Origin of the sequence: Streptomyces sp. Y2F8-2, assembly GCF_014905555.1 — a bacterium.
Lineage (GTDB): Bacteria > Actinomycetota > Actinomycetes > Streptomycetales > Streptomycetaceae > Streptomyces > Streptomyces cynarae.
In genome coordinates, this window is sequence record NZ_BNGS01000003.1 from 171,006 (window position 1) to 194,483 (window position 23,478).

The window sequence follows — 23,478 nt, forward strand, 5'->3', positions numbered from 1 at the left end:
TCTGGCGACCCCGGCCGGAGCCCCTCGACGAGACCAGGACTTTCCCCGCCGGCCGAGGAAGGCTGCCGTGGCAAAGCCACGAAGCTACCAGCCGGTTGATTGCTCCGTGGTGTCCGAGCCAGGACACCGTGGCCGAAACAGACCGATCACATGAATCGAGGAATCACAAATGGAGCGCCGTGCCATGTTCAAGGGCGGAGCCGCCGCATTCGGCGCGCTCGCCATTACCGCCGTCACGAGCGGCGGCAGCCTGACGGAAGCCGCCCAGGCGTATCCGGGCCTGCTCCCGGACCCGGCCGCGGCCCCGGTGCCGAACTCCGGGCGGCCTCACTGCGCTGTGGCGCACGACCCGCTCCCGGACCCGGCCACGACCCCCGTACCCAACCCGCCCTTCCCCTGCAATTTGACCCGCGCGGAGCGGCAGCACCTGGAAACTTTCGACGAGGCGGACTTCGTGGTCTTCTCACACCAGGACTGGGCCCGCTTGGGTGAAAGCCACGCGAAGAACGTCCGCGTGCACTGGCCCGACGGGCACTACACCGACGGCCTGGACAGACACATCGAGGACGCCAAGGCGTTGTTCGTGTGGGCGCCCGACCTATCGATCGAGTCGCACCCGCTGCGGGTGGCCAAAGGCGAGCTGACCGCGGTCACCGGGGTGGCTCATGGCACCTTCTCCCGCCCGATGCCGGACGGGAAGGGTGGCTTCATCCAGCCGACCGGCAAGAGGTTCTCGATCAACTTTGCCACCGTCGCAATCTGGAACCGGCAAGGCACCATGGACGAGGAATTCCTGTTCTATGACCAACTGACCTGGAATCGGCAGATCGGCCTCGCCTGACATTCGAGCCCGACATGTGCTGATGGATCATCGAACAGGTGCCGTTTCTCTTGCGGAGCACGCGTGTGCCGCGGGACCAGCTCTCGACCGGTGTGCCGTCGGACAGTTCCGCGGTCATGCGGTTGAGTGCCCACGGCACGCCCCGGACGGCATCAGTCCGCATCCCCACATCGGCCCGACCGGCCGCTTCCTCCCCCCGGGGCCGGTTCCTCGTACGCTGAATCCATGTCGTCGCCCCGCAGGACCTGCCCCGAGTGCCGTCGGGACATCGCCGTCGTCGCGGGGCGGTTCGCGCGCCACGATCCGCCGGGGGCGCGGGGCAGCGGCGCGCTCGTCTCGTGTCCCGGGTCCCGTCGGCTCGCGCAGGCCGACGCCGCGCAGCCCACCCTCGACGGGTACGTCGTGCCGGAGTTCCCCGGTCAGCTTCCGCTCTTCTGAGGCCGGTCTCCAGGCCCGCCCTCCGCACCCCTCCGCCGACCGACGCCCGTCAGGGCTGCCGGACGTCCATCCGGCTCACCAGGCCCTCCGCGTCGAAGCTGTACACGTGCTCGACGGTGTCCGCCGCCCACTCGTCGCCGGTCTCCGTGCGTCTCCCGGGCCGTACGGTGGCGACGACCGCCTCGCCGTCGTCGTCCGGGCGCAGGCCCTCCAGGCGTACCAGCGGGTGGCCGGAGGCGAACTGGCGTGCCCAGTACGCGCGTACCTCCTCGTGGCCGTGGAGTCGTACGCCGTCCAGGACGTTCGGCCAGTCGACGTCCGGGGACAGACAGTGCGGGACGAACGCGTCCCGTTCGTCGGTGGCGAACACCTCGTACATCCGCGTCAGCAATGCCGCCCGCGACGGCGCGATCCCCTCCGGCATCCCCGCCCCGCTCAGTTTCCGGCCACCGACTTCACCGCCACGGACACCGGGGTCGAACCGCTGATCAGCTCCAGCGTCAGACCGGCCGTCGCCGGGGTGTCGACGAGTTCCGCCAGGACCGCCGCCACGTCGTCGCGTGGGATCGCGCCGCGTCCCGTGTGCGCCTCCAGGCGGACCAGGCCCTTGCCGGCGTCGTCCGTCAGGGAACCGGGGCGCAGGATCGTCCAGTCCAGGGACTTGTGGGCGCGTACGTAGGCGTCGGCCTCGCCCTTGGCGCGCAGGTACACGTCGAAGACCTCGTCGCCCGGGTGTTCGGGGTCGGCGCCCATCGACGACACGACGACGAACCGGCGCACGCCCGCCCGTTCCGCCGCGTCCGCGAACAGGATCGCCGCGTCGCGGTCCACCGTGTGCTTGCGGTCCGCGCCGCTGCCCGGGCCGGCACCCGCCGCGAAGACGGCCGCGTCGGCTCCCCGCAGGTGTGCCGTGACCTCCTGAACCGACGCCGACTCCAGGTCGCACACGATCGGCTCGGCGCCCGCCTCCCGCAGATCGTCCGCCTGTTCCGCCCGGCGGATGACCCCCGCGACCTCGTCACCGCGCGCGGCGAGCAGCCGCTCCAGCCGCAGCGCGATCTGACCATGACCTCCAGCGATGACAATGCGCATGTTTCCGACCGTACGCCCCGACGGGGCCTTTTGCCCCACGACTCCCACGACTTCACGCACAGCGGAGCGCGCCTTCCCGCCAGGTGCAACGACCGCACGTCAGGGCCGAGTTGTCCCCGCCGTCACGACGGATCCGCCCGGCCCTGCCGGGGCAGCTCCAGCGCCACCGCGGCCGAGTCGCAGTACTCCCGCACCGCGCTCGTACGAGCCACCAGGCGCCCCCGGTGGATCACCACCCGGCTGTAGGCCAGCGACAGGGCTCCGGCCAGCCCGTCGGCGCGTACCGCGAGCAGTTCCGCCGGGAAACCCGCCTCCACGCGCACCTCCGGCAGCCCGAGGGCCGCCCGCGCCGACGCGGTCACCATGTCGTACGCGTCCTCGGCGGACACCCCGTACCGCGACGCCAGCAGGTAGGCCGCCTCCAGCGGGTCTCCGCGCCCGACCGGGTTCGCCGGGTCCCTCAGTGCGCCGCTGCCCGCCGCGACCCGCACCCCGGCCGACCGCAGCAGGCGCACCGGAGCCGTGCCGCGCCGGCCGACGGCGCCGCAAACGCCCTGCGGCAGGCAGACCACGGTGACCTGGGCGGCGGCGAACCGGTCTGCGACGCGGGCGGCCGTCCCCGCCGGGAGGCGCCCGAGGCCGCCGCACGGTCCGAGCGTCACCCCTTGCCGCAGACCGCCCGCCATCGCCGCGAGCCGGGACAGCCGCACCGGATCGCGGGCGTCCGTGTGCAGGTCGACCGGGCAGCCGAACTCCGAGGCGATCTCCAGGACCGCCTCCACGTACCCGGTGGGATCGGGGTCCGCGTCCGGGCAGCCGCCCACCACCGTTGCGCCCATCTTCACCGCGTCCCGCAGCATCGCGAGCCCGTCCGCACCGGCGAGCCCGGTCAGCGCCCCCGGCATCGCCACCGCGGTCAGCTCGGCGAGCCCGCACAGCGAGCGCCGCGCGCGCAGTACGGCGGCCAGCGCGTCCAGCCCCGGTACGTCACCGATGCGCACGTGGGAGCGCAGGGCCGTCGCGCCGTGCCCGAGTTGCAGCAGTGCGGCCTCGGTGGCGCGACGCTGGACCTCCTCCGGATGGGGCGCCTGCGGTCCGGCGCCGCCCGAACCTCCCGCGTCGCCCGTGCCGTCGGCGGACAGGGCCGTGTCGCAGTGGGCGTGCGGCTCGGCGGGGGCCGGCAGGAGGAGATAGCCGCGCAGGTCGACGCGGGCGCCGACGGCGCCGGTCGCCAGGCTGCCGGGCGTGCCGACGGCCTCGATGCGACCGCATCCGAGTCGTACGTCCACCGTCCGGCCGTCGGTGAGTCGGGCCCCGCACAGCAGCAGGGTGGCCGCGTCGGCGGGTACCGAGGGCGGGGGCGGGAAGCGGGGCGGCTGCGGTCGGCTGTCGGGCATCGCGCTCCTGTGGTCCACGGCACCAAAGGCAAGATCACGCAGGGTGGGTCGAGCCTAGAGTTGCGACCCGGCCGGGGCGGGGAGGAGCGCAATAGTCGTACCGGGGGTGTGGTGCGTGGGGGCACCGGGAACAGTCCGGACGGGGTGCCGCGAAACGGATTTGGGCGAACGGCAGGCGACCGTGTAATGTCTTCATCGCTCGCCCCAATAGCTCAGTCGGCAGAGCGTCTCCATGGTAAGGAGAAGGTCTACGGTTCGATTCCGTATTGGGGCTCTGATGGGAGAGGATCCCGCCGCGAGGCGGGGCCCGATCGCATCGCAGCGGTGTAGCTCAGTCGGTAGAGCAAGCGGCTCATAATCGCTGTGTCACCGGTTCAAGTCCGGTCACCGCTACTCACAGTAGCCGATTGCGGGGTCGGTCCTTCGATCGGCTACTCTTTCTTGCGTTAATTTCGTCTACCCGTTCGTCAAGGAGCACTCACGTGGCTGCCACCGACGTCCGCCCGAAGATCACGCTGGCCTGCGTGGAGTGCAAGGAGCGGAACTACATCACCAAGAAGAACCGGCGCAACAACCCGGATCGTCTTGAACTGAAGAAGCACTGCCCGCGTTGCAACGCGCACACCGCGCACCGCGAGACGCGCTGATCCGGACTCATCAGCGAGGCCGCCCCCTACAGCAGGGGGCGGCCTCGTGTCGTTTCGGCCCGCGCGGCGCACGGTCGTTGTCAGATGCGACGATGTGGGCGGTCCGCAGGCCCGGACCGTCTCCGGACCGGGCGGCTCGTCCAGCGCGGTCAACCACAGCACACACCAGGAGGTGCCGAGCCCATGGCGCTCGACCAGTCCTTCGTGGGGCGGTCCTACCCGCCCACCGACCCCTATGAGGTCGGCCGGGAGAAGATCCGTGAGTTCGCGGAGGCGATCGGGGACGCCAACCCGGCCTACACGGACCCGGAGGCCGCCAAAGCGCTCGGTCACCCCGATGTGATCGCCCCGCCGACGTTCGTGTTCGCGATCACGTACAAGGCCGCGGGCCAGGTCGTCGAGGACCCGCAGCTCGGCCTGGACTACAGCCGGGTCGTACACGGCGACCAGAGGTTCGTCTACACCCGCCCGGTCCGCGCCGGCGACCTGCTCAGCGTCACCACGACCATCGAGTCGATCAAGAGTCTGGCCGGCAACGACGTCCTGGACATCCGCGGCGACGTCCACGACGAGGTCGGTGAGCACGTGGTGACCGCCTGGACCAAGCTCGTCGCCAGGGCGCCGGAAGAGGGGGAGTGACCCGGATGACCGCGAAGATCGCGTACGACACCGTCGAGGTCGGCACCGAACTGCCGGCCCAGACCTTCCCCGTGACCCGCGCCACGCTCGTGCGGTACGCGGGCGCCTCCGGGGACTTCAACCCGATCCACTGGAACGAGAAGTTCGCCAAGGAGGTCGGTCTGCCGGACGTCATCGCGCACGGCATGTTCACCATGGCCGAGGCGATTCGGGTGGTGACCGACTGGGCGGGCGACCCCGGCGCGGTCGTCGAGTACGGGGTCCGCTTCACCAGGCCCGTCGTCGTCCCCAACGACGACCAGGGCGCCCTCGTCGAGGTCAGCGGCAAGGTCGCGGCCAAGCTCGACGACAACACGGTCCGCGTCGACCTCACGGCGACCAGCGGCGGCCAGAAGGTGCTGGGCATGTCGCGAGCGGTCGTACGGCTGGCCTGACCCGCGGCCGGAGCGTTCGGTAAGGGGCGCTCGCCATTGTCGGCGCCCCTTACGTCGTGCCGGGGCTGTCGGTGCCGTCTCGTAGTCTTGGGCGCGTGCAGGAACTCCACGACGCCCCGCTCGCCCCGCTGACCACCTTCCGGCTGGGCGGCCCCGCGCACCGCCTGATCACCGCCACCACCGACGCCGAGGTGATCGAGGCCGTCCGCGAGGCCGACGACTCCGGTACGCCGCTGCTGTTGATCGGCGGCGGATCGAACCTGGTCATCGGCGACAAGGGCTTCGACGGCACCGCCCTGCGCATCGCGACGAAGGGCTACTCCCTCGACGGCACGAAGCTGGAGCTGGCCGCGGGCGAGGTGTGGACCGACGCCGTCGGCCGCACGGTCGAGGCCGGGCTCGCCGGTATCGAGTGCCTCGCCGGAATCCCGGGCTCCGCGGGCGCGACCCCGATCCAGAACGTCGGGGCGTACGGCCAGGAGGTCTCCTCCACGATCACCGAGGTGATCGCCTACGACCGCAGGACCCGCCAGACGGTCACGATCCCGAACGCCGAGTGCGCGTTCTCGTACCGCCACAGCCGCTTCAAGGCCGAGCCCGACCGGCACGTCGTCCTGCGCGTCCGCTTCGAGCTCCAGGACGCGGACGGATTGTCCGCGCCCATCCGGTACGCCGAGACCGCCCGCGCCCTCGGCGTGGAGCCCGGCGACCGAGTGCCGCTGGCCGACGCCCGCGATACCGTGCTGAAGCTGCGTTCTGGGAAGGGCATGGTCCTGGACCCGGAGGACCACGACACCTGGTCGGCGGGCTCCTTCTTCACCAACCCGATCCTCACGGACGAGGACTTCGCCGCGTTCCGCACCCGCGTGAAGGAGCGGCTGGGCCAGGACGCGGAACCGCCCGCGTACCCGGCGGGGGAGGGGCACACCAAGACGTCGGCGGCGTGGCTGATCGACAAGGCGGGCTTCACCAAGGGGTACGGCACCGGGCCCGCCCGTATCTCCACCAAGCACACCCTGGCCCTCACCAACCGGGGCGGCGCCACCACCGAGGACCTGCTCGCGCTGGCCCGCGAGGTCGTGGCGGGCGTGCGCGAGGCCTTCGGGATCACGCTGGTGAACGAGCCGGTGACGGTCGGCGTGCGCCTCTGAGCCGACCGGTCGGGCGCGACGGGCCGTAGCGGCCGTAGCGCTGCTCAGGCCGCGGACGAGCCGGGTGCGCTCAGCCAGTCGTCGACGCCGGCCAGCAGTTTCGCCTTCACGTCCTCCGGGGCCGCCGAACCCCGCACCGACTGGCGGGCCAGTTCCGCCAGTTCCTCGTCGGTGAAGGCGTGGTGGCGGCGCGCCAGTTCGTACTGGGCCGCGAGGCGGGAGCCGAAGAGCAGGGGGTCGTCGGCGCCCAGGGCCATCGGGACGCCCGCCTCGTAGAGCGTCCGCAGCGGGACGTCCTCCGGCTTCTCGTACACCCCGAGGGCCACGTTCGACGCCGGGCACACCTCGCAGGTCACGCCCCTGTCGGCGAGGCGCCGGAGCAGGCGCGGATCCTCCGCGGCCCTGACGCCATGGCCCACACGGTTCGCGTGCAGGTCGTCCAGGCAGTCGCGCACCGAGGCCGGGCCCGTCAGCTCGCCCCCGTGCGGGGCCGACAGCAGGCCGCCGTCGCGGGCGATGGCGAAGGCGCGGTCGAAGTCCCGGGCCATGCCCCGCCGTTCGTCGTTCGACAGGCCGAAGCCGACCACGCCCCGGTCGTGGTAGCGGACCGCCAGGCGGGCCAGCGTGCGCGCGTCCAGAGGGTGCTTCATGCGGTTCGCGGCGACCAGGACCCGCATGCCGAGACCCGTCTCCCGCATCGCCGTCTCCACCGCGTCCAGGATGATCTCCAGCGCCGGGATCAGACCGCCCAGGCGCGGAGCGTACGACGTCGGATCGACCTGGATCTCCAGCCAGCCGGAGCCGTCCTTGATGTCCTCCTCCGCGGCCTCACGCACCAGGCGCTGGATGTCCTCGGGCTCCCGCAGGCACGAGCGCGCCGCGTCGTACAGCCGCTGGAAGCGGAACCAGCCCCGCTCGTCCGTCGCCCGCAGTCTCGGCGGTTCCCCGCTGGTCAGGGCTTCGGTGAGCGCCTCCGGCAGGCGCACGCCGTACTTGTCGGCCAGTTCCAGCAGGGTGGCGGGCCGCATCGACCCGGTGAAGTGCAGGTGCAGATGGGCCTTCGGCAGCCGAGAGAGATCACGCTCAGCAGCATCACGTACGTGCTCCATCCCAGGATCCTGCCGTACGCCCCCGCCGCCCCGGTAGCGCTTTCCCCGAACGTGGTCTTGCTCGCACACGCGAACGGGCCGCCTCCCCGGGGGGAAACGGCCCGCACACGCGCGTGAAGGACGCGGGGACGTCAGTCCCGCGCCTCCGCCAGCAGCTTCTGGATCCGGCTCACGCCCTCGACCAGGTCCTCGTCCCCGAGCGCGTACGACAGCCGCAGGTAGCCCGGAGTGCCGAACGCCTCGCCCGGGACCACCGCGACCTCGGCCTCCTCCAGGATCAGCGCGGCCAGCTCCACGGTGTCCTTCGGGCGCTTGCCGCGGATCTCCTTGCCGATCAGAGCCTTCACCGACGGGTAGGCGTAGAAGGCGCCCTCCGGCTCCGGGCAGAGCACGCCGTCGATCTCGTTCAGCATCCGCACGATGGTCTTGCGGCGCCGGTCGAAGGCCTCGCGCATCTTCGCGACGGCGTCCAGGCCGCCCGACACGGCGGCCAGCGCGGCCACCTGGGCGACGTTCGCCACGTTCGAGGTGGCGTGCGACTGCAGGTTCGTCGCCGCCTTCACGACGTCCTTCGGGCCGATGATCCAGCCGACCCGCCAGCCCGTCATGGCGTACGTCTTCGCCACGCCGTTGACCACGATGCACTTGTCGCGCAGCTCGGGCAGGAGCGCGGGCAGCGACACGCGGGCCGCGTCGCCGTAGACCAGGTGCTCGTAGATCTCGTCCGTCAGCACCCACAGGCCGTGCTCGACGGCCCAGCGGCCGATCGCCTCGGTCTCGGCCTCGGTGTAGACCGCGCCGGTCGGGTTGGACGGGGAGACGAACAGGACGACCTTCGTCTTCTCGGTGCGGGCCGCCTCCAGCTGCTCGACGGAGACGCGGTAGCCGGTCGTCTCGTCCGCGACGACCTCCACCGGGACACCGCCGGCCAGCCGGATCGACTCGGGGTACGTCGTCCAGTACGGCGCCGGGACGATCACCTCGTCGCCCGGGTCGAGGATCGCGGCGAAGGCCTCGTAGATGGCCTGCTTGCCGCCGTTGGTGACGAGGATCTGCGAGGGGTCCACCTCGTAGCCGGAGTCGCGCAGCGTCTTCGCGGCGATCGCGGCCTTCAGCTCGGGCAGGCCGCCGGCCGGCGTGTAGCGGTGGTACTTCGGGTTCTTGCAGGCCTCGACGGCCGCTTCGACGATGTAGTCCGGCGTCGGGAAGTCGGGCTCACCGGCGCCGAAGCCGATCACCGGGCGCCCGGCGGCCTTGAGGGCCTTCGCCTTGGCGTCCACGGCGAGGGTGGCGGACTCGGAGATCGCCCCGATCCGGGCGGAGACCCGGCGCTCGGTGGGAGGGGTTGCAGCGCTCATGAGGCCCATGGTTTCAGACAGGAAACGCGCCCGGCACGGGGGTTTCACAGACTGAACAGGAATGGATCGACGGCTGAACAAGTGTCCGGATTCGCGCCCCGGACCGGCCGATCTTTCACAGGCAAGACACCTACGGGCGCTTTCTGTTCGACGCCCGGCCGCGGAACACGTACACTCTCACCTCGTTGGCCTTCAGCGGTCGCGACCGGCGGTGCACACCGAGCACCCGGCCGGATGCGGTACGTTGGGGTACACACAAAGGGTCGTAGCTCAATTGGTAGAGCACCGGTCTCCAAAACCGGCGGTTGGGGGTTCAAGTCCCTCCGGCCCTGCTACACACTCCTTCACCAGGAAGTGTGCGGACAGTACGTACGTATTGCACTAGCCGTGCGGCTCCACCGGGCGCGGCACGGCCACGACCCGGGAAATCAGGTGAGGACGAGTGACGGACGCCGTGGGCTCCATCGACATGCCTGACGCCCAGGACGAGGTGCAGGAGTCGAAGAAGAAGGCCCGTAAGGGTGGCAAGCGAGCCAAGAAGGGCCCGCTGAAGCGCCTTGCCCTTTTCTACCGCCAGATCATCGCGGAACTCCGCAAGGTCGTCTGGCCGACCCGTAACCAGCTGACGTCGTACACCACCGTGGTGATCTTCTTCGTCGCGATCATGATCGCCCTGGTGACCCTGATTGACTATGGGCTCAACCACGCCGCCAAGTACGTCTTCGGCTGAGCCGAGAGCGAAGGACGCCGTCGTGCCCGGCGTCCCTTTCGCATGTTCCACCCCTATGTATCCAGGAAGAAGCAGCCACCGTGTCTGACCCGAACCTGAACGACGCCATGGAGCCTCGCGGGGAGGCCGTCGAGTCCGTGGATGACGAGCTCGACATCGTCGAGGGCGCGGACGAGGTCGACGAGGCCGAGGCTGCCGAAGCCGCCGCGGGCGAGTCGGCCGAGGAGACCGCCCTGCACGTGGAGGGCGAGGACGAGGCCGCGTCCGAGGACGCCGAGGCCGAGGGCGAGCCGGAGTCCGAGCTCGACCCGGTCGAGAAGCTGCGCGAGGAACTGCGCTCGCTGCCCGGCGAGTGGTACGTGATCCACACCTACGCCGGCTACGAGAAGCGGGTGAAGGCGAACCTGGAGCAGCGTGCCGTCACGCTGAACGTCGAGGAGTACATCTACCAGGCCGAGGTCCCCGAGGAAGAGATCGTCCAGATCAAGAACGGCGAGCGGAAGACCGTCAAGCAGAACAAGCTGCCCGGTTATGTGCTCGTCCGCATGGACCTGACGAACGAGTCCTGGGGCGTCGTCCGCAACACGCCCGGTGTCACGGGCTTCGTCGGCAACGCCTACGACCCCTACCCGCTGTCCCTCGACGAGGTCGTCAAGATGCTCGCCCCGGAGGCCGAGGCCAAGGCCGCCCGCGAGGCCGCCGAGGCCGAGGGCAAGCCGGCCCCGCAGCGCAAGGTCGAGGTCCAGGTGCTGGACTTCGAGGTGGGCGACTCGGTCACCGTCACCGACGGCCCGTTCGCCACGCTGCAGGCCACCATCAACGAGATCAACCCCGACTCGAAGAAGGTCAAGGGCCTGGTGGAGATCTTCGGCCGCGAGACGCCGGTCGAGCTCTCCTTCGACCAGATCCAGAAGAACTAGTTCCGTCTGGTTCCTCTGGCGCACCAGCCACCGGCCAGGTCAGACCGGCTCCCGCTGTGGGGCCGTCTGACCTGTCGGTTTTTGGCCGCGCACCGGTACCCGTTATCGTTGTGCGGTATGCCTCCATCCGGATGATCCGGGCGATCGAGCCCAAGGTGATCCGGGCGATCACGCCCAAGGATGGCGGCGGAAAACTCTCACTAAGGACCCGGAGAGAGCTATGCCTCCCAAGAAGAAGAAGGTCACGGGGCTCATCAAGCTCCAGATCCAGGCCGGTGCCGCCAACCCGGCCCCGCCGGTCGGTCCGGCGCTGGGTCAGCACGGCGTCAACATCATGGAGTTCTGCAAGGCCTACAACGCCGCGACCGAGTCGCAGCGCGGTTGGGTCATCCCGGTGGAGATCACGGTCTACGAGGACCGTTCCTTCACCTTCGTGACCAAGACTCCGCCGGCCGCCAAGATGATCCTCAAGGCCGCGGGCATCGAGAAGGGCTCCGGCGAGCCGCACAAGACCAAGGTCGCCAAGATCACCGAGGCGCAGGTCCGCGAGATCGCCCAGACCAAGATGCCCGACCTCAACGCGAACGACCTGGACGCGGCCGCGAAGATCATCGCCGGCACCGCGCGCTCCATGGGCGTCACGGTCGAGGGCTGAACCCCACCTTCGTAGAACCATGCGGCCACGGCCGCACGTGGCAGGGCCTGCTCGGCCCGTACCACGACTCCTTCAGAACCCACAGGAGCAGTTGTGAGCAAGCGCAGCAAGGCTCTCCGCGCTGCGGACGCCAAGATCGACCGGGAGAAGCTGTACGCCCCGCTCGAGGCCGTCCGTCTCGCCAAGGAGACCTCCACGACCAAGTTCGACGGCACCGTCGAGGTCGCCCTGCGTCTGGGCGTCGACCCGCGCAAGGCCGACCAGATGGTCCGTGGCACCGTGAACCTCCCGCACGGCACCGGTAAGACCGCCCGGGTCCTGGTCTTCGCGACCGGTGACCGTGCCGAGGCCGCTCGTGCCGCGGGCGCCGACATCGTCGGCGCCGACGAGCTGATCGACGAGGTGTCGAAGGGCCGTCTGGACTTCGACGCCGTCGTCGCCACCCCGGACCTCATGGGCAAGGTCGGCCGCCTCGGCCGCGTGCTCGGTCCCCGTGGTCTGATGCCGAACCCCAAGACCGGCACCGTGACCCCGGACGTCGTGAAGGCCGTCAACGACATCAAGGGCGGCAAGATCGAGTTCCGCGTCGACAAGCACTCGAACCTGCACTTCATCATCGGCAAGACGTCCTTCGACGACACCAAGCTGGTGGAGAACTACGGCGCGGCGCTGGATGAGATCCTCCGTCTGAAGCCGTCGGCCGCCAAGGGTCGCTACATCAAGAAGGCCGCGGTCAGCACCACGATGGGCCCCGGCATCCCCGTCGACCCGAACCGCACCCGCAACCTCCTCGTCGAGGAGGACCCGGCCGCGGTCTGAGCCTTCGAGCTCGCCCCAGTCGGTCACGGGCCCCGCACCTTCGAGGTGCGGGGCCCGTCGGCGTCTGAGAGATGGGGCACATGCCGTTTCGCCGGAGGTGCATGCCGAACCCCCTGGCCCGGAGTTAGCGTGAAGATCACGGAGCGCACCAGGGGGGAACGTATGAAGGACGGCATCTTCAGGCGCGGGATCCTCCCGGTCGCGGTGGCTCTGACCCTGTCCGCCCTGACGGCGTGCAGCCACTTCGGCGACGGTGACTCCTCCCGGCGCTCGGCGGAGCCGTCCGGCGGCCGGGCCGCCCACGTCGACCCACGGTCGTCGGCGGCCCTGCGAGCCGTCGAGAAGGCCACCGAGAAGGCCGGCTCCGCGCGGGTCGAGTCCACGACGTCCATGGGCGGGATGCTCGCCCTGGAGACGGGCGGCCTGCTCGGCTGGGCCGGCGAGTCGGTGGGCACGCTCCGGATCACCTACACGGGCGGACAGCTCGCCGAGACGATGCGCGCGTTGGGCAGTACGTCGATGGAAGCCCGGCTGCTGCCCGACGCCTACTACGCGAAGGTGGGCGACGCGTTCGCCCGGCGCCTGCACGGCCGGCACTGGATCAGGTACGCCTACGACGACCTGGCGTCCCTGCCGGGCGGCTCGGGAGCGTATCTCACGGACCAGCTGCGCAACACCGCGCCGCTGCAGCCGGTCAGGCTGCTGCTCGCCTCCGGGGACCTGCGCAGGGTCGGCGAGGAGTCGGTGCGCGGCCGCCGCACCACGCACTACTCGGGCACGGTCACCCCGGCGTCCCTCACGGGAGACCTCAGGGAGCAACTGGAGCAGGCCGGCGTCACCGAGGAGACGGTCGACGTCTGGGTCGACGACCACGACCTGCTGGTCAAGAAGACCGAGCGGGGCGAGCTGTCCAGCGGTCGGATGTCCTCGACGGCGTACTACCGGGACTACGGCACGAAGTTCTCGACGAAGAAGCCGCCGGGGGCGGACACGGCCGACTTCAAGGACCTGATGAAGACGCAGGGCTCATGACGGACGACCGCGGACGACTGCCGACCGTGGGCAACTGCGACCGTGGGCAACTGCCGACCGTGGATCTCGTCGGCGGTGCGGGGAGGCTCCCCGGGGGAGCCGAGCCGCAGGAGCCGATTTGCTTGACGGCGATCCGGTCCCGTACTCTCCTACAGAAGCCAAAGACCGCTGGTCGTTGCCGTGCGCTCGAACGAGGGCGCGGTGGCCGAAGGATCCGCTGAACTGCGGACGACCCGCGCAGGTGACAGTGGAAGAGCTCCCGGAGTACGTGCGTCGTGACGTGCGTGCGGCCGGTCGAGTCCGCCCCGAGCGCCTGCGCCGGGGCGTTTCGTTTTCCCCAGTCCTCCTTCGGGTCCGCGCGGTCCGAATCACCCGGAAGGAGGCCGAGGCTCTATGGCGAGGCCCGACAAGGCTGCCGCGGTTGCGGAGCTGACGGACAAGTTCCGCAGCTCCAACGCCGCCGTGCTGACCGAGTACCGCGGTCTCACCGTGGCGCAGCTCAAGAACCTGCGCCGGTCGCTCGGTGAGAACGCCCAGTACGCCGTGGTGAAGAACACGCTGACCAAGATTGCGGCCAACGAGGCCGGGATCACGCTGGACGACCAGCTCTTCGCTGGTCCGACGGCCGTCGCCTTCGTCACCGGTGACCCGGTGGAGTCGGCGAAGGGTCTCCGTGACTTCGCCAAGGACAACCCGAATCTCGTCATCAAGGGCGGTGTCCTTGACGGTAAGGCGCTGTCCGCCGACGAGATCAAGAAGCTTGCGGACCTCGAGTCCCGCGAGGTTCTGCTCAGCAAGCTGGCCGGTGCCTTCAAGGCGAAGCAGTCCCAGGCTGCCTCCGTCTTCCAGGCGCTGCCGTCGAAGCTCGTCCGCACCGTGGACGCGCTGCGCGCCAAGCAGGCCGAGCAGGGCGGTGCCGAGTAATTCGGCTCGCTTTCTGATCCTGGCCGTCTGACGCGGCGAGGGTCGCAGCGGGCCGACGTACGCCCGCCTTATCCAGTACATCCGGCACCTGCCGATTTGAGTGGAAGGACCGCCATCATGGCGAAGCTCACCCAGGACGAGCTGCTTGCCCAGTTCGAGGAGATGACCCTCATCGAGCTCTCCGAGTTCGTGAAGGCCTTCGAGGAGAAGTTCGACGTCACCGCCGCCGCTGCCGCGCCGGTCGTCGTCGCCGGTGGTGCCGCTGGTGGCGCCGCTGCCGAGGCCGAGGAGGAGAAGGACGAGTTCGACGTCATCCTCACCGGCGCCGGCGACAAGAAGATCCAGGTCATCAAGGTCGTGCGCGAGCTGACCTCCCTGGGCCTGAAGGAGGCCAAGGACCTGGTCGACGGTGCGCCGAAGCCGGTTCTCGAGAAGGTCAACAAGGAGGCCGCGGACAAGGCCAAGGAGTCCCTCGAGGGCGCCGGCGCCTCGGTCGAGGTCAAGTAAGACCTCCCGCGGGTCCACCAGGACTCCGGGTCCGCACAGGACCCGAGGGGGCCGTACGGAGCGACGCTCCGTACGGCCCCCTTTCGCATGTGCCAACACCCTCGTGGCCGGTGCAGCCCGCCGACGGCGACGGCTGCCGCTGCCAGGCCGGGACGGTGGTCCGGAGACGGCGGTCCGGAAACGACGGCGGCCACCGCCCGGCTCCGGGCCCGGGGGTGCTCTCAGGCCCCGGCCCCGGGGGTGCCCCCGGCCCTGGGGCCGGGTCACGGCCTCGGCCCGGGTCGCGGCCCCGTCCCGGCCACGGAGCGACGCGGCCACTGCCCGGCTTGGGAGGCGCCGCCCGACCCCGGCCCCGGGGCGGGCCCCGGCCCCTGAGCCGGGCCCCGGCCACGCCTCGGCCCGGGTCACGGCCCCCGCCACGCCCCGGCCTGGGCCACGCCCCGGCCCCCGCCACGCCCCGGCCTGGGCCACGCCCCGGCCTGGGCTCCGGCCCTGAGCCCGGGCCACGCTCCGGCCCTGGCCCGGCCCAGGGAGCTGGCGCCTGGGGCCCCTGTCGGGCGGTGCCGGGGCGGGGGCCGGGGTCACCCGGATGCACGCCCCGGATGCGGTGCGCCCCTCGCCGAGCCCCTCCGAACAGCATTCACCCGGACGCCGTAACCCCCCGCCACCGATCCCTCGCACGCCTCACCCTCAAGGCTGTAACGCGAAGGCACCGAGGTGCGATCATCCATCCGGGTGGTCGCTCTTCGGCGTTCCGGGGGGTCCGGTGGCGGCTGCCTTGCGTGCGTCGCCGTGGGGGGTATGGTGATCTTCGGTCGTGCCTCCCGAGGGCCCCGGTGACAGGTCGAACGTGACGATGGCAGCACCCGGTTTGGGCAAGGGGGGCCTTGACGAACCGCACGCAGCGCGCAATTCTCAGGACGCGTCGTCACAACGATCCGGATCCGAGGCATGGATCGACGACGAAGAGGGCAGTATCGATGTGCATCGAAGGCGTGGCGTGCCGCAGGTGTTGAGGGACAACGAGGGCCTCCAGGGGATGCCTGAAAACCCGCACTGGACATCAGTGTGCCTTGTGGCTACACTGACCCTTTGCGCTGCCTGTTAGCTGCCTCCTGCCCGTCACCAGGAGCACGCCCCACGCTTGAGCACCGAGCATAAGAGTCTCTGACCTGAGGCTTTCCATCTCTGTGCCCGGCGGGGACCGGGACGCGCGTAGTGAGTCCGAGCCCTCGGAAGGACCCCCTCTTGGCCGCCTCGCGCAACGCCTCGACCGCGAATACGAACAACGGCGCCAGCACCGCCCCGCTGCGCATCTCCTTTGCAAAGATCAAGGAGCCCCTCGAGGTTCCGAACCTTCTCGCGCTGCAAACCGAGAGCTTCGACTGGCTGCTCGGCAACGACGCATGGAAGGCTCGCGTCGAGGAGGCTCTGGAGAACGGTCAGGACGTCCCCACCAAGTCCGGCCTCGAGGAGATCTTCGAGGAGATCTCCCCGATCGAGGACTTCTCCGGGTCGATGTCGCTGACGTTCCGGGACCACCGCTTCGAGCCGCCGAAGAACTCGATCGACGAGTGCAAGGAGCGCGACTTCACCTACGCCGCGCCCCTCTTCGTCACGGCCGAGTTCACCAACAACGAGACCGGTGAGATCAAGTCCCAGACGGTCTTCATGGGCGACTTCCCGCTCATGACGAACAAGGGCACTTTCGTCATCAACGGCACCGAGCGTGTCGTGGTGTCGCAGCTGGTCCGTTCCCCCGGTGTCTACTTCGACTCCACCATCGACAAGACGTCCGACAAGGACATCTTCTCCGCCAAGATCATCCCGTCCCGGGGTGCCTGGCTGGAGATGGAGATCGACAAGCGCGACATGGTCGGTGTCCGCATCGACCGCAAGCGCAAGCAGTCCGTCACCGTCCTCCTGAAGGCGCTCGGCTGGACCACCGAGCAGATCCTCGAGGAGTTCGGCGAGTACGAGTCCATGCGCGCCACCCTGGAGAAGGACCACACCCAGGGCCAGGACGACGCGCTGCTCGACATCTACCGCAAGCTGCGCCCGGGCGAGCCCCCGACGCGTGAGGCCGCGCAGACGCTGCTCGAGAACCTCTACTTCAACCCCAAGCGCTACGACCTCGCGAAGGTCGGCCGCTACAAGGTCAACAAGAAGCTGGGTACGGACACCCCGCTGGACGCGGGCATCCTGACCGTCGAGGACATCATCGCGACGATCAAGTACCTGGTGAAGCTGCACGCCGGTGAGACCGAGACGGTCGGTGACAACGGCCAGAAGGTCGTCGTCGAGACCGACGACATCGACCACTTCGGCAACCGCCGCCTGCGCAGCGTCGGCGAGCTCATCCAGAACCAGGTCCGCACGGGTCTGGCCCGTATGGAGCGCGTCGTGCGCGAGCGCATGACCACGCAGGACGTCGAGGCGATCACGCCGCAGACCCTGATCAACATCCGGCCGGTCGTCGCCTCCATCAAGGAGTTCTTCGGCACCAGCCAGCTGTCCCAGTTCATGGACCAGAACAACCCGCTCTCCGGGCTGACGCACAAGCGGCGTCTGTCCGCCCTGGGCCCGGGTGGTCTGTCCCGTGAGCGGGCCGGCTTCGAGGTCCGTGACGTGCACCCGTCGCACTACGGCCGCATGTGCCCGATCGAGACGCCCGAAGGCCCGAACATCGGTCTGATCGGCTCGCTCGCCACCTACGGCCGCGTGAACGCGTTCGGCTTCGTCGAGACCCCGTACCGCAAGGTCGACGAGAACGGTGTCGTCACCGAAGAGGTCCACTACCTCACGGCCGACGAAGAGGACCGGTTCGTCATCGCCCAGGCCAACGCGCCGCTGACCGACGACCTCCGGTTCGCCGAGGCCCGAGTCCTGGTGCGCCGCCGTGGCGGTGAGGTCGACTACGTCGCCCCCGAGGACGTGGACTACATGGACGTCTCGCCGCGCCAGATGGTGTCGGTGGCGACCGCCATGATCCCCTTCCTCGAGCACGACGACGCCAACCGTGCCCTCATGGGCGCGAACATGATGCGTCAGGCCGTGCCGCTGATTAAGTCGGAGTCCCCGCTCGTCGGCACCGGCATGGAGTACCGCTCCGCCGTCGACGCCGGCGACGTCGTCAAGGCCGAGAAGGCCGGTGTGGTCCAGGAGGTGTCCGCGGACTACATCACCACGGCCAACGACGACGGCACGTACATCACGTACCGCCTGGCCAAGTTCGCCCGCTCCAACCAGGGCACCTCGGTCAACCAGAAGGTCATCGTCAACGAGGGCGACCGCGTCATCGAGGGCCAGGTCCTCGCCGACGGTCCGGCCACCCAGAACGGCGAGATGGCGCTCGGCAAGAACCTGCTGGTCGCCTTCATGCCCTGGGAAGGCCACAACTACGAGGACGCGATCATCCTCAGCCAGCGCCTGGTCCAGGACGACGTCCTCTCCTCGATCCACATCGAGGAGCACGAGGTCGACGCCCGTGACACCAAGCTCGGCCCCGAGGAGATCACCCGGGACATCCCGAACGTCTCCGAGGAGGTCCTCGCCGACCTCGACGAGCGCGGCATCATCCGCATCGGCGCCGAGGTCATCGCGGGCGACATCCTCGTCGGCAAGGTGACCCCGAAGGGTGAGACCGAGCTGACCCCCGAGGAGCGCCTGCTGCGCGCGATCTTCGGTGAGAAGGCCCGTGAGGTCCGTGACACCTCGCTGAAGGTGCCGCACGGCGAGACCGGCAAGGTCATCGGCGTGCGCGTCTTCGACCGCGAGGAGGGCGACGAGCTGCCGCCGGGCGTGAACCAGCTGGTCCGCGTCTACGTCGCGCAGAAGCGCAAGATCACCGACGGTGACAAGCTCGCCGGCCGCCACGGCAACAAGGGTGTCATCTCGAAGATCCTGCCCATCGAGGACATGCCGTTCCTCGAGGACGGAACTCCGGTCGACATCATCCTCAACCCGCTGGGTGTGCCGTCCCGAATGAACCCGGGACAGGTCCTGGAGATCCACCTCGGCTGGCTCGCCAGCCAGGGCTGGGACGTCTCCGGCCTGGCGGACGAGTGGGCGCAGCGCCTGCAGGCGATCGGCGCCGACCAGGTCGAACCGCGCACCAACGTCGCCACCCCGGTGTTCGACGGTGCCCGCGAGGACGAGCTGGCCGGTCTGCTGCAGCACACGCTGCCGAACCGCGACGGCGACCGCATGGTCCTCCCGTCCGGCAAGGCCAGGCTGTTCGACGGCCGCTCCGGTGAGCCGTTCCCGGACCCGATCTCGGTCGGGTACATGTACATCCTGAAGCTGCACCACCTGGTCGACGACAAGCTGCACGCCCGCTCGACCGGTCCGTACTCGATGATCACCCAGCAGCCGCTGGGTGGTAAGGCCCAGTTCGGTGGCCAGCGCTTCGGCGAGATGGAGGTGTGGGCTCTCGAGGCCTACGGCGCCGCGTACGCCCTCCAGGAGCTGCTGACCATCAAGTCCGACGACGTCACCGGCCGCGTGAAGGTCTACGAGGCCATCGTCAAGGGCGAGAACATCCCCGAGCCCGGCATCCCCGAGTCCTTCAAGGTGCTCATCAAGGAGATGCAGTCGCTCTGCCTGAATGTGGAGGTGCTGTCCAGCGACGGTATGTCCATCGAGATGCGCGACACCGACGAGGACGTCTTCCGCGCTGCGGAGGAGCTCGGCATCGACCTGTCCCGGCGCGAGCCGAGCAGCGTCGAAGAGGTCTGACGGGAGTCCGGCGGGCCTCCTGACCAGGAGGCCCGCCGACCCCCAGGCCCCCGTTTCAGACCAAAGACTTAACGACCCTGAGAGGGATTGACGCATAGTGCTCGACGTCAACTTCTTCGACGAGCTCCGGATCGGCCTGGCCACCGCTGACGACATCCGTCAGTGGAGCCACGGCGAGGTCAAGAAGCCCGAGACCATCAACTACCGCACCCTCAAGCCCGAGAAGGACGGCCTCTTCTGCGAGAAGATCTTCGGCCCCACCCGGGACTGGGAGTGCTACTGCGGCAAGTACAAGCGCGTCCGCTTCAAGGGCATCATCTGTGAGCGCTGTGGCGTCGAGGTCACCCGCGCCAAGGTGCGCCGTGAGCGGATGGGCCACATCGAGCTGGCCGCCCCCGTCACGCACATCTGGTACTTCAAGGGCGTCCCGTCGCGCCTGGGTTACCTGCTCGACCTCGCTCCGAAGGACCTGGAGAAGGTCATCTACTTCGCGGCGTACATGATCACGTACGTCGACGAGGAGCGCCGTCAGCGCGACCTGCCCTCGCTGGAGGCCCACGTCTCCGTCGAGCGCCAGCAGATCGAGCAGCGCCGCGACGCCGACCTGGAGGCCCGCGCCAAGAAGCTCGAGGCCGACCTGGCCGAGCTGGAGGCCGAGGGCGCCAAGGCCGACGTGCGCCGCAAGGTGCGTGAGGGTGCCGAGCGCGAGATGAAGCAGCTGCGCGACCGTGCGCAGCGCGAGATCGACCGCCTCGACGAGGTGTGGACCCGGTTCAAGAACCTCAAGGTCCAGGACCTCGAGGGCGACGAGCTGCTCTACCGCGAGCTGCGTGACCGCTTCGGCACGTACTTCGACGGCTCGATGGGTGCCGCGGCGCTGCAGAAGCGCCTGGAGTCCTTCGACCTCGAGGAGGAGGCCGAGAAGCTCCGCGAGATCATCCGTACCGGCAAGGGCCAGAAGAAGACCCGTGCTCTGAAGCGCCTGAAGGTCGTCTCCGCGTTCCTGCAGACGTCCAACAGCCCCAAGGGCATGGTCCTCGACTGCGTGCCGGTCATCCCGCCGGACCTGCGTCCGATGGTGCAGCTGGACGGTGGCCGCTTCGCGACCTCCGACCTGAACGACCTGTACCGCCGTGTCATCAACCGCAACAACCGTCTGAAGAGGCTCCTGGACCTCGGTGCCCCGGAGATCATCGTCAACAACGAGAAGCGCATGCTTCAGGAGGCCGTTGACGCCCTCTTCGACAACGGTCGTCGCGGCCGCCCGGTGACCGGTCCCGGTAACCGCCCGCTGAAGTCCCTCAGCGACATGCTGAAGGGTAAGCAGGGCCGCTTCCGTCAGAACCTGCTCGGCAAGCGTGTCGACTACTCGGCGCGTTCCGTGATCGTCGTCGGTCCGCAGCTGAAGCTGCACCAGTGCGGTCTGCCGAAGGCGATGGCGCTGGAGCTGTTCAAGCCGTTCGTGATGAAGCGCCTGGTCGACCTGAACCACGCGCAGAACATCAAGAGCGCCAAGCGCATGGTGGAGCGCGGCCGTACGGTCGTGTACGACGTCCTCGAAGAGGTCATCGCCGAGCACCCGGTTCTGCTGAACCGTGCTCCCACCCTGCACCGCCTCGGCATCCAGGCCTTCGAGCCGCAGCTGGTCGAGGGCAAGGCCATCCAGATCCACCCGCTCGTCTGCACCGCGTTCAACGCGGACTTCGACGGTGACCAGATGGCCGTGCACCTGCCGCTGTCCGCGGAGGCGCAGGCCGAGGCGCGCATCCTGATGCTGTCCTCGAACAACATCCTCAAGCCGGCCGACGGCCGTCCGGTGACGATGCCGACCCAGGACATGGTCCTCGGTCTGTTCTTCCTCACCACCGACGGCGAGATGCGTGACGTGAAGGGCGAGGGCCGCTCGTTCGCGTCCGTGGCCGAGGCGATCATGGCGTTCGACGCCGGCGAGCTCTCGCTGCAGGCGCGCGTGGACATCCGCTTCCCGGTGGGCACCATCCCGCCGCGCGGCTGGACCCCGCCGGTCCGCGAGGAGGGCGAGCCGGAGTGGCAGCAGGGTGACAGCTTCACGCTGAAGACCACGCTGGGCCGCGCGCTCTTCAACGAGCTGCTGCCCGAGGACTACCCGTTCGTCGACTACGAGGTCGGCAAGAAGCAGCTCTCCGAGATCGTCAACGACCTCGCCGAGCGCTACCCGAAGGTCGTCGTGGCGGCCACGCTCGACAACCTGAAGACGGCCGGCTTCTACTGGGCCACCCGTTCCGGCGTCACCGTCGCCATCTCCGACGTCGTCGTTCCCGAGGCGAAGAAGGAGATCGTCAAGGGCTACGAGGCGCAGGACGAGAAGGTCCAGAAGCAGTACGAGCGCGGTCTGATCACCAAGGACGAGCGCACCCAGGAACTGATCGCGATCTGGACCAAGGCGACCAACGAGGTCGCCGAGGCCATGAACGAGAACTTCCCGAAGACCAACCCGATCTTCATGATGGTGAACTCGGGTGCACGAGGCAACATGATGCAGATGCGTCAGATTGCCGGTATGCGTGGTCTGGTGTCGAACGCGAAGAACGAGACCATCCCGCGGCCCATCAAGGCGTCGTTCCGTGAGGGTCTGTCCGTGCTGGAGTACTTCATCTCCACGCACGGTGCCCGTAAGGGTCTCGCGGACACCGCTCTGCGTACCGCCGACTCGGGTTACCTCACCCGTCGTCTGGTGGACGTGTCGCAGGACGTCATCATCCGCGAGGAGGACTGCGGCACCGAGCGCGGCCTCAAGCTCCACATCGCGGAGCGCGGCGCCGACGGCGTCCTGCGCAAGGCGGACAACGTGGAGACGTCCGTGTACGCGCGCTGCCTCGCCGAGGACATCGTCGTCGACGGTCAGGTCCTGGCCCCGGCCGGCACCGACCTCGGTGACGTCCTCATCGAGGAGCTCGTGGCCCGCGGCGTCGAGGAGGTCAAGACCCGTTCGGTCCTGACCTGCGAGTCCGCGGTCGGCACCTGCGCCATGTGCTACGGCCGTTCGCTGGCCACCGGCAAGCTGGTCGACATCGGTGAGGCGGTCGGCATCATCGCCGCCCAGTCCATCGGTGAGCCCGGTACCCAGCTGACGATGCGTACCTTCCACACCGGTGGTGTGGCCGGTGACGACATCACCCAGGGTCTGCCGCGTGTCGTCGAGCTCTTCGAGGCCCGTACCCCGAAGGGTGTCGCCCCGATCTCCGAGGCGAGCGGCCGCGTTCGCATCGAGGAGACCGAGAAGACCAAGAAGATCGTCATCACGCCGGACGACGGCAGCGACGAGACGGCCTACCCGATCTCGAAGCGCGCCCGACTCCTGGTCAGCGAGGGCGAGCACGTCGAGGTGGGCCAGAAGCTCACCGTGGGTGCCACCAACCCGCACGACGTGCTGCGCATCCTGGGCCAGCGTGCCGTCCAGGTCCACCTGGTCGGCGAGGTCCAGAAGGTGTACAACTCGCAGGGTGTGTCGATCCACGACAAGCACATCGAGATCATCATCCGGCAGATGCTCCGCCGTGTGACGATCATCGAGTCCGGCGACGCCGAGCTGCTGCCCGGCGAGCTGGTCGAGCGTTCGAAGTTCGAGCAGGAGAACCGTCGTGTGGTCCAGGAGGGCGGTCACCCGGCCTCCGGTCGTCCGCAGCTCATGGGTATCACCAAGGCCTCGCTGGCGACCGAGTCCTGGCTGTCGGCGGCGTCCTTCCAGGAGACGACCAGGGTCCTCACGGACGCGGCGATCAACGCCAAGTCCGACTCCCTGATCGGCCTCAAGGAGAACGTCATCATCGGTAAGCTCATCCCGGCCGGTACGGGCCTCGCCCGCTACCGCAACATCCGGGTCGAGCCGACCGAGGAGGCCAAGGCCGCGATGTACTCGGCCGTGGGCTACGACGACATCGACTACTCGCCGTTCGGCACGGGCTCCGGCCAGGCCGTGCCGCTGGAGGACTACGACTACGGTCCGTACAACCAGTAAGCGAGCAGCACGAACCGAAGGGCGGTCACCCCGAGTGGGGTGGCCGCCCTT

General features: G+C 69.2%; 20 protein-coding genes and 3 tRNA genes. 18 read left to right on the forward strand and 5 right to left on the reverse strand.

Translation table 11 applies throughout. The features are described from left to right. Positions 1 to 169: 169 nt before the first annotated feature. Both SY2F82_RS10745 and SY2F82_RS10750 read left to right on the forward strand, forming a co-directional pair. Positions 170 to 841 (forward strand): ester cyclase, encoded by a 672-nt coding sequence (locus SY2F82_RS10745; RefSeq protein WP_200418797.1) that lies wholly within the window; start codon positions 170 to 172, stop codon positions 839 to 841. A gap of 225 nt (positions 842 to 1,066) precedes the next feature. Next, on the forward strand, positions 1,067 to 1,279 hold the full coding sequence (locus tag SY2F82_RS10750; RefSeq protein WP_200418798.1) for a hypothetical protein: 213 nt from the start codon (positions 1,067 to 1,069) through the stop codon (positions 1,277 to 1,279). 49 nt (positions 1,280 to 1,328) lie between these two features. On the opposite strand, the gene SY2F82_RS10755 is transcribed toward SY2F82_RS10750, so the two are convergent. The 3 genes from SY2F82_RS10755 to SY2F82_RS10765 form a co-directional block, all read right to left on the reverse strand. Beyond that, a complete protein-coding gene (locus tag SY2F82_RS10755) occupies positions 1,329 to 1,703 on the reverse strand; it encodes a nuclear transport factor 2 family protein (RefSeq protein ID WP_236041341.1) in 375 nt (124 codons plus the stop codon). 11 nt (positions 1,704 to 1,714) lie between these two features. Further along, entirely contained in the window at positions 1,715 to 2,371 is a 657-nt protein-coding gene (locus SY2F82_RS10760; protein ID WP_200418799.1) for an SDR family oxidoreductase, read from the reverse strand. 122 nt (positions 2,372 to 2,493) lie between these two features. Further along, on the reverse strand, positions 2,494 to 3,768 hold the full coding sequence (locus SY2F82_RS10765; protein WP_200418800.1) for an amidohydrolase family protein: 1,275 nt from the start codon (positions 3,766 to 3,768) through the stop codon (positions 2,494 to 2,496). 201 nt (positions 3,769 to 3,969) lie between these two features. Between SY2F82_RS10765 and SY2F82_RS10770 the strand changes: the two genes are divergently transcribed. The 6 genes from SY2F82_RS10770 (at position 3,970) to SY2F82_RS10795 (ending at position 6,639) form a co-directional block, all read left to right on the forward strand. Continuing rightward, positions 3,970 to 4,042 (forward strand) — tRNA-Thr (locus tag SY2F82_RS10770). Positions 4,043 to 4,088: 46 nt separating this feature from the next. Continuing rightward, a tRNA-Met gene (locus SY2F82_RS10775) sits at positions 4,089 to 4,161 on the forward strand. Between the two features lie 89 nt (positions 4,162 to 4,250). Beyond that, a complete protein-coding gene (gene rpmG, locus SY2F82_RS10780) occupies positions 4,251 to 4,415 on the forward strand; it encodes a 50S ribosomal protein L33 (protein WP_067397031.1) in 165 nt (54 codons plus the stop codon). Between the two features lie 183 nt (positions 4,416 to 4,598). Next, positions 4,599 to 5,054 (forward strand): MaoC family dehydratase N-terminal domain-containing protein, encoded by a 456-nt coding sequence (locus SY2F82_RS10785; protein WP_200418801.1) that lies wholly within the window; start codon positions 4,599 to 4,601, stop codon positions 5,052 to 5,054. Between the two features lie 5 nt (positions 5,055 to 5,059). Next, complete coding sequence (locus SY2F82_RS10790) at positions 5,060 to 5,488, forward strand: MaoC family dehydratase (protein WP_200418802.1); 429 nt, start codon at positions 5,060 to 5,062, stop codon at positions 5,486 to 5,488. Between the two features lie 95 nt (positions 5,489 to 5,583). Beyond that, positions 5,584 to 6,639, forward strand: coding sequence for a UDP-N-acetylmuramate dehydrogenase (locus SY2F82_RS10795; protein ID WP_200418803.1), 1,056 nt, complete (start codon positions 5,584 to 5,586; stop codon positions 6,637 to 6,639). Positions 6,640 to 6,683: 44 nt separating this feature from the next. On the opposite strand, the gene SY2F82_RS10800 is transcribed toward SY2F82_RS10795, so the two are convergent. Both SY2F82_RS10800 and SY2F82_RS10805 read right to left on the reverse strand, forming a co-directional pair. Beyond that, positions 6,684 to 7,748, reverse strand: coding sequence for an adenosine deaminase (locus SY2F82_RS10800; RefSeq protein ID WP_200418804.1), 1,065 nt, complete (start codon positions 7,746 to 7,748; stop codon positions 6,684 to 6,686). A gap of 131 nt (positions 7,749 to 7,879) precedes the next feature. Further along, complete coding sequence (locus SY2F82_RS10805; RefSeq protein ID WP_200418805.1) at positions 7,880 to 9,106, reverse strand: pyridoxal phosphate-dependent aminotransferase; 1,227 nt, start codon at positions 9,104 to 9,106, stop codon at positions 7,880 to 7,882. A gap of 259 nt (positions 9,107 to 9,365) precedes the next feature. Between SY2F82_RS10805 and SY2F82_RS10810 the strand changes: the two genes are divergently transcribed. From SY2F82_RS10810 to SY2F82_RS10855, 10 genes are all read left to right on the forward strand, one after another. Continuing rightward, a tRNA-Trp gene (locus tag SY2F82_RS10810) sits at positions 9,366 to 9,438 on the forward strand. Between the two features lie 110 nt (positions 9,439 to 9,548). After that, positions 9,549 to 9,836: a preprotein translocase subunit SecE gene (gene secE / locus SY2F82_RS10815; protein WP_055493151.1), complete on the forward strand. Its 288-nt coding sequence runs from the start codon at positions 9,549 to 9,551 to the stop codon at positions 9,834 to 9,836. An 80-nt stretch (positions 9,837 to 9,916) separates the two neighbouring features. Next, positions 9,917 to 10,756, forward strand: coding sequence for a transcription termination/antitermination protein NusG (gene nusG / locus SY2F82_RS10820; protein ID WP_200418806.1), 840 nt, complete (start codon positions 9,917 to 9,919; stop codon positions 10,754 to 10,756). 220 nt (positions 10,757 to 10,976) lie between these two features. Further along, complete coding sequence (gene rplK / locus SY2F82_RS10825; RefSeq protein ID WP_023547415.1) at positions 10,977 to 11,411, forward strand: 50S ribosomal protein L11; 435 nt, start codon at positions 10,977 to 10,979, stop codon at positions 11,409 to 11,411. Between the two features lie 93 nt (positions 11,412 to 11,504). Continuing rightward, entirely contained in the window at positions 11,505 to 12,230 is a 726-nt protein-coding gene (gene rplA, locus SY2F82_RS10830; RefSeq protein ID WP_200418807.1) for a 50S ribosomal protein L1, read from the forward strand. A gap of 162 nt (positions 12,231 to 12,392) precedes the next feature. Further along, positions 12,393 to 13,262, forward strand: a complete 870-nt coding sequence (locus tag SY2F82_RS10835; RefSeq protein WP_200419406.1) for a hypothetical protein — start codon at positions 12,393 to 12,395, stop codon at positions 13,260 to 13,262. Between the two features lie 393 nt (positions 13,263 to 13,655). Continuing rightward, positions 13,656 to 14,186, forward strand: coding sequence for a 50S ribosomal protein L10 (gene rplJ, locus SY2F82_RS10840; RefSeq protein ID WP_103841197.1), 531 nt, complete (start codon positions 13,656 to 13,658; stop codon positions 14,184 to 14,186). A gap of 117 nt (positions 14,187 to 14,303) precedes the next feature. Next, positions 14,304 to 14,693, forward strand: coding sequence for a 50S ribosomal protein L7/L12 (rplL, locus tag SY2F82_RS10845; protein WP_103841195.1), 390 nt, complete (start codon positions 14,304 to 14,306; stop codon positions 14,691 to 14,693). 1,248 nt (positions 14,694 to 15,941) lie between these two features. Further along, the gene (gene rpoB, locus SY2F82_RS10850; RefSeq protein WP_200418808.1) at positions 15,942 to 19,430 is read left to right on the forward strand and encodes a DNA-directed RNA polymerase subunit beta; all 3,489 of its coding nucleotides are present in this window, start codon (positions 15,942 to 15,944) and stop codon (positions 19,428 to 19,430) included. Positions 19,431 to 19,527: 97 nt separating this feature from the next. Continuing rightward, positions 19,528 to 23,427 (forward strand): DNA-directed RNA polymerase subunit beta', encoded by a 3,900-nt coding sequence (locus SY2F82_RS10855; protein ID WP_200418809.1) that lies wholly within the window; start codon positions 19,528 to 19,530, stop codon positions 23,425 to 23,427. The last annotated feature ends 51 nt before the right edge of the window (positions 23,428 to 23,478 follow it).

Coding starts and splice junctions, on each gene's coding strand:
- SY2F82_RS10790 (WP_200418802.1), top strand. CDS start 5,060: ATGACCGCGAAGATCGCGTACGACACCGTCGAGGTCGGCACCGAACTG.
- SY2F82_RS10765 (WP_200418800.1), bottom strand. CDS start 3,768: ATGCCCGACAGCCGACCGCAGCCGCCCCGCTTCCCGCCCCCGCCCTCG.
- SY2F82_RS10750 (WP_200418798.1), top strand. CDS start 1,067: ATGTCGTCGCCCCGCAGGACCTGCCCCGAGTGCCGTCGGGACATCGCC.
- SY2F82_RS10800 (WP_200418804.1), bottom strand. CDS start 7,748: ATGGAGCACGTACGTGATGCTGCTGAGCGTGATCTCTCTCGGCTGCCG.
- SY2F82_RS10785 (WP_200418801.1), top strand. CDS start 4,599: ATGGCGCTCGACCAGTCCTTCGTGGGGCGGTCCTACCCGCCCACCGAC.
- SY2F82_RS10745 (WP_200418797.1), top strand. CDS start 170: ATGGAGCGCCGTGCCATGTTCAAGGGCGGAGCCGCCGCATTCGGCGCG.
- rplJ (WP_103841197.1), top strand. CDS start 13,656: ATGGCGAGGCCCGACAAGGCTGCCGCGGTTGCGGAGCTGACGGACAAG.
- SY2F82_RS10760 (WP_200418799.1), bottom strand. CDS start 2,371: ATGCGCATTGTCATCGCTGGAGGTCATGGTCAGATCGCGCTGCGGCTG.
- rplK (WP_023547415.1), top strand. CDS start 10,977: ATGCCTCCCAAGAAGAAGAAGGTCACGGGGCTCATCAAGCTCCAGATC.
- rplL (WP_103841195.1), top strand. CDS start 14,304: ATGGCGAAGCTCACCCAGGACGAGCTGCTTGCCCAGTTCGAGGAGATG.
- SY2F82_RS10805 (WP_200418805.1), bottom strand. CDS start 9,106: ATGAGCGCTGCAACCCCTCCCACCGAGCGCCGGGTCTCCGCCCGGATC.
- SY2F82_RS10755 (WP_236041341.1), bottom strand. CDS start 1,703: ATGCCGGAGGGGATCGCGCCGTCGCGGGCGGCATTGCTGACGCGGATG.
- SY2F82_RS10835 (WP_200419406.1), top strand. CDS start 12,393: ATGAAGGACGGCATCTTCAGGCGCGGGATCCTCCCGGTCGCGGTGGCT.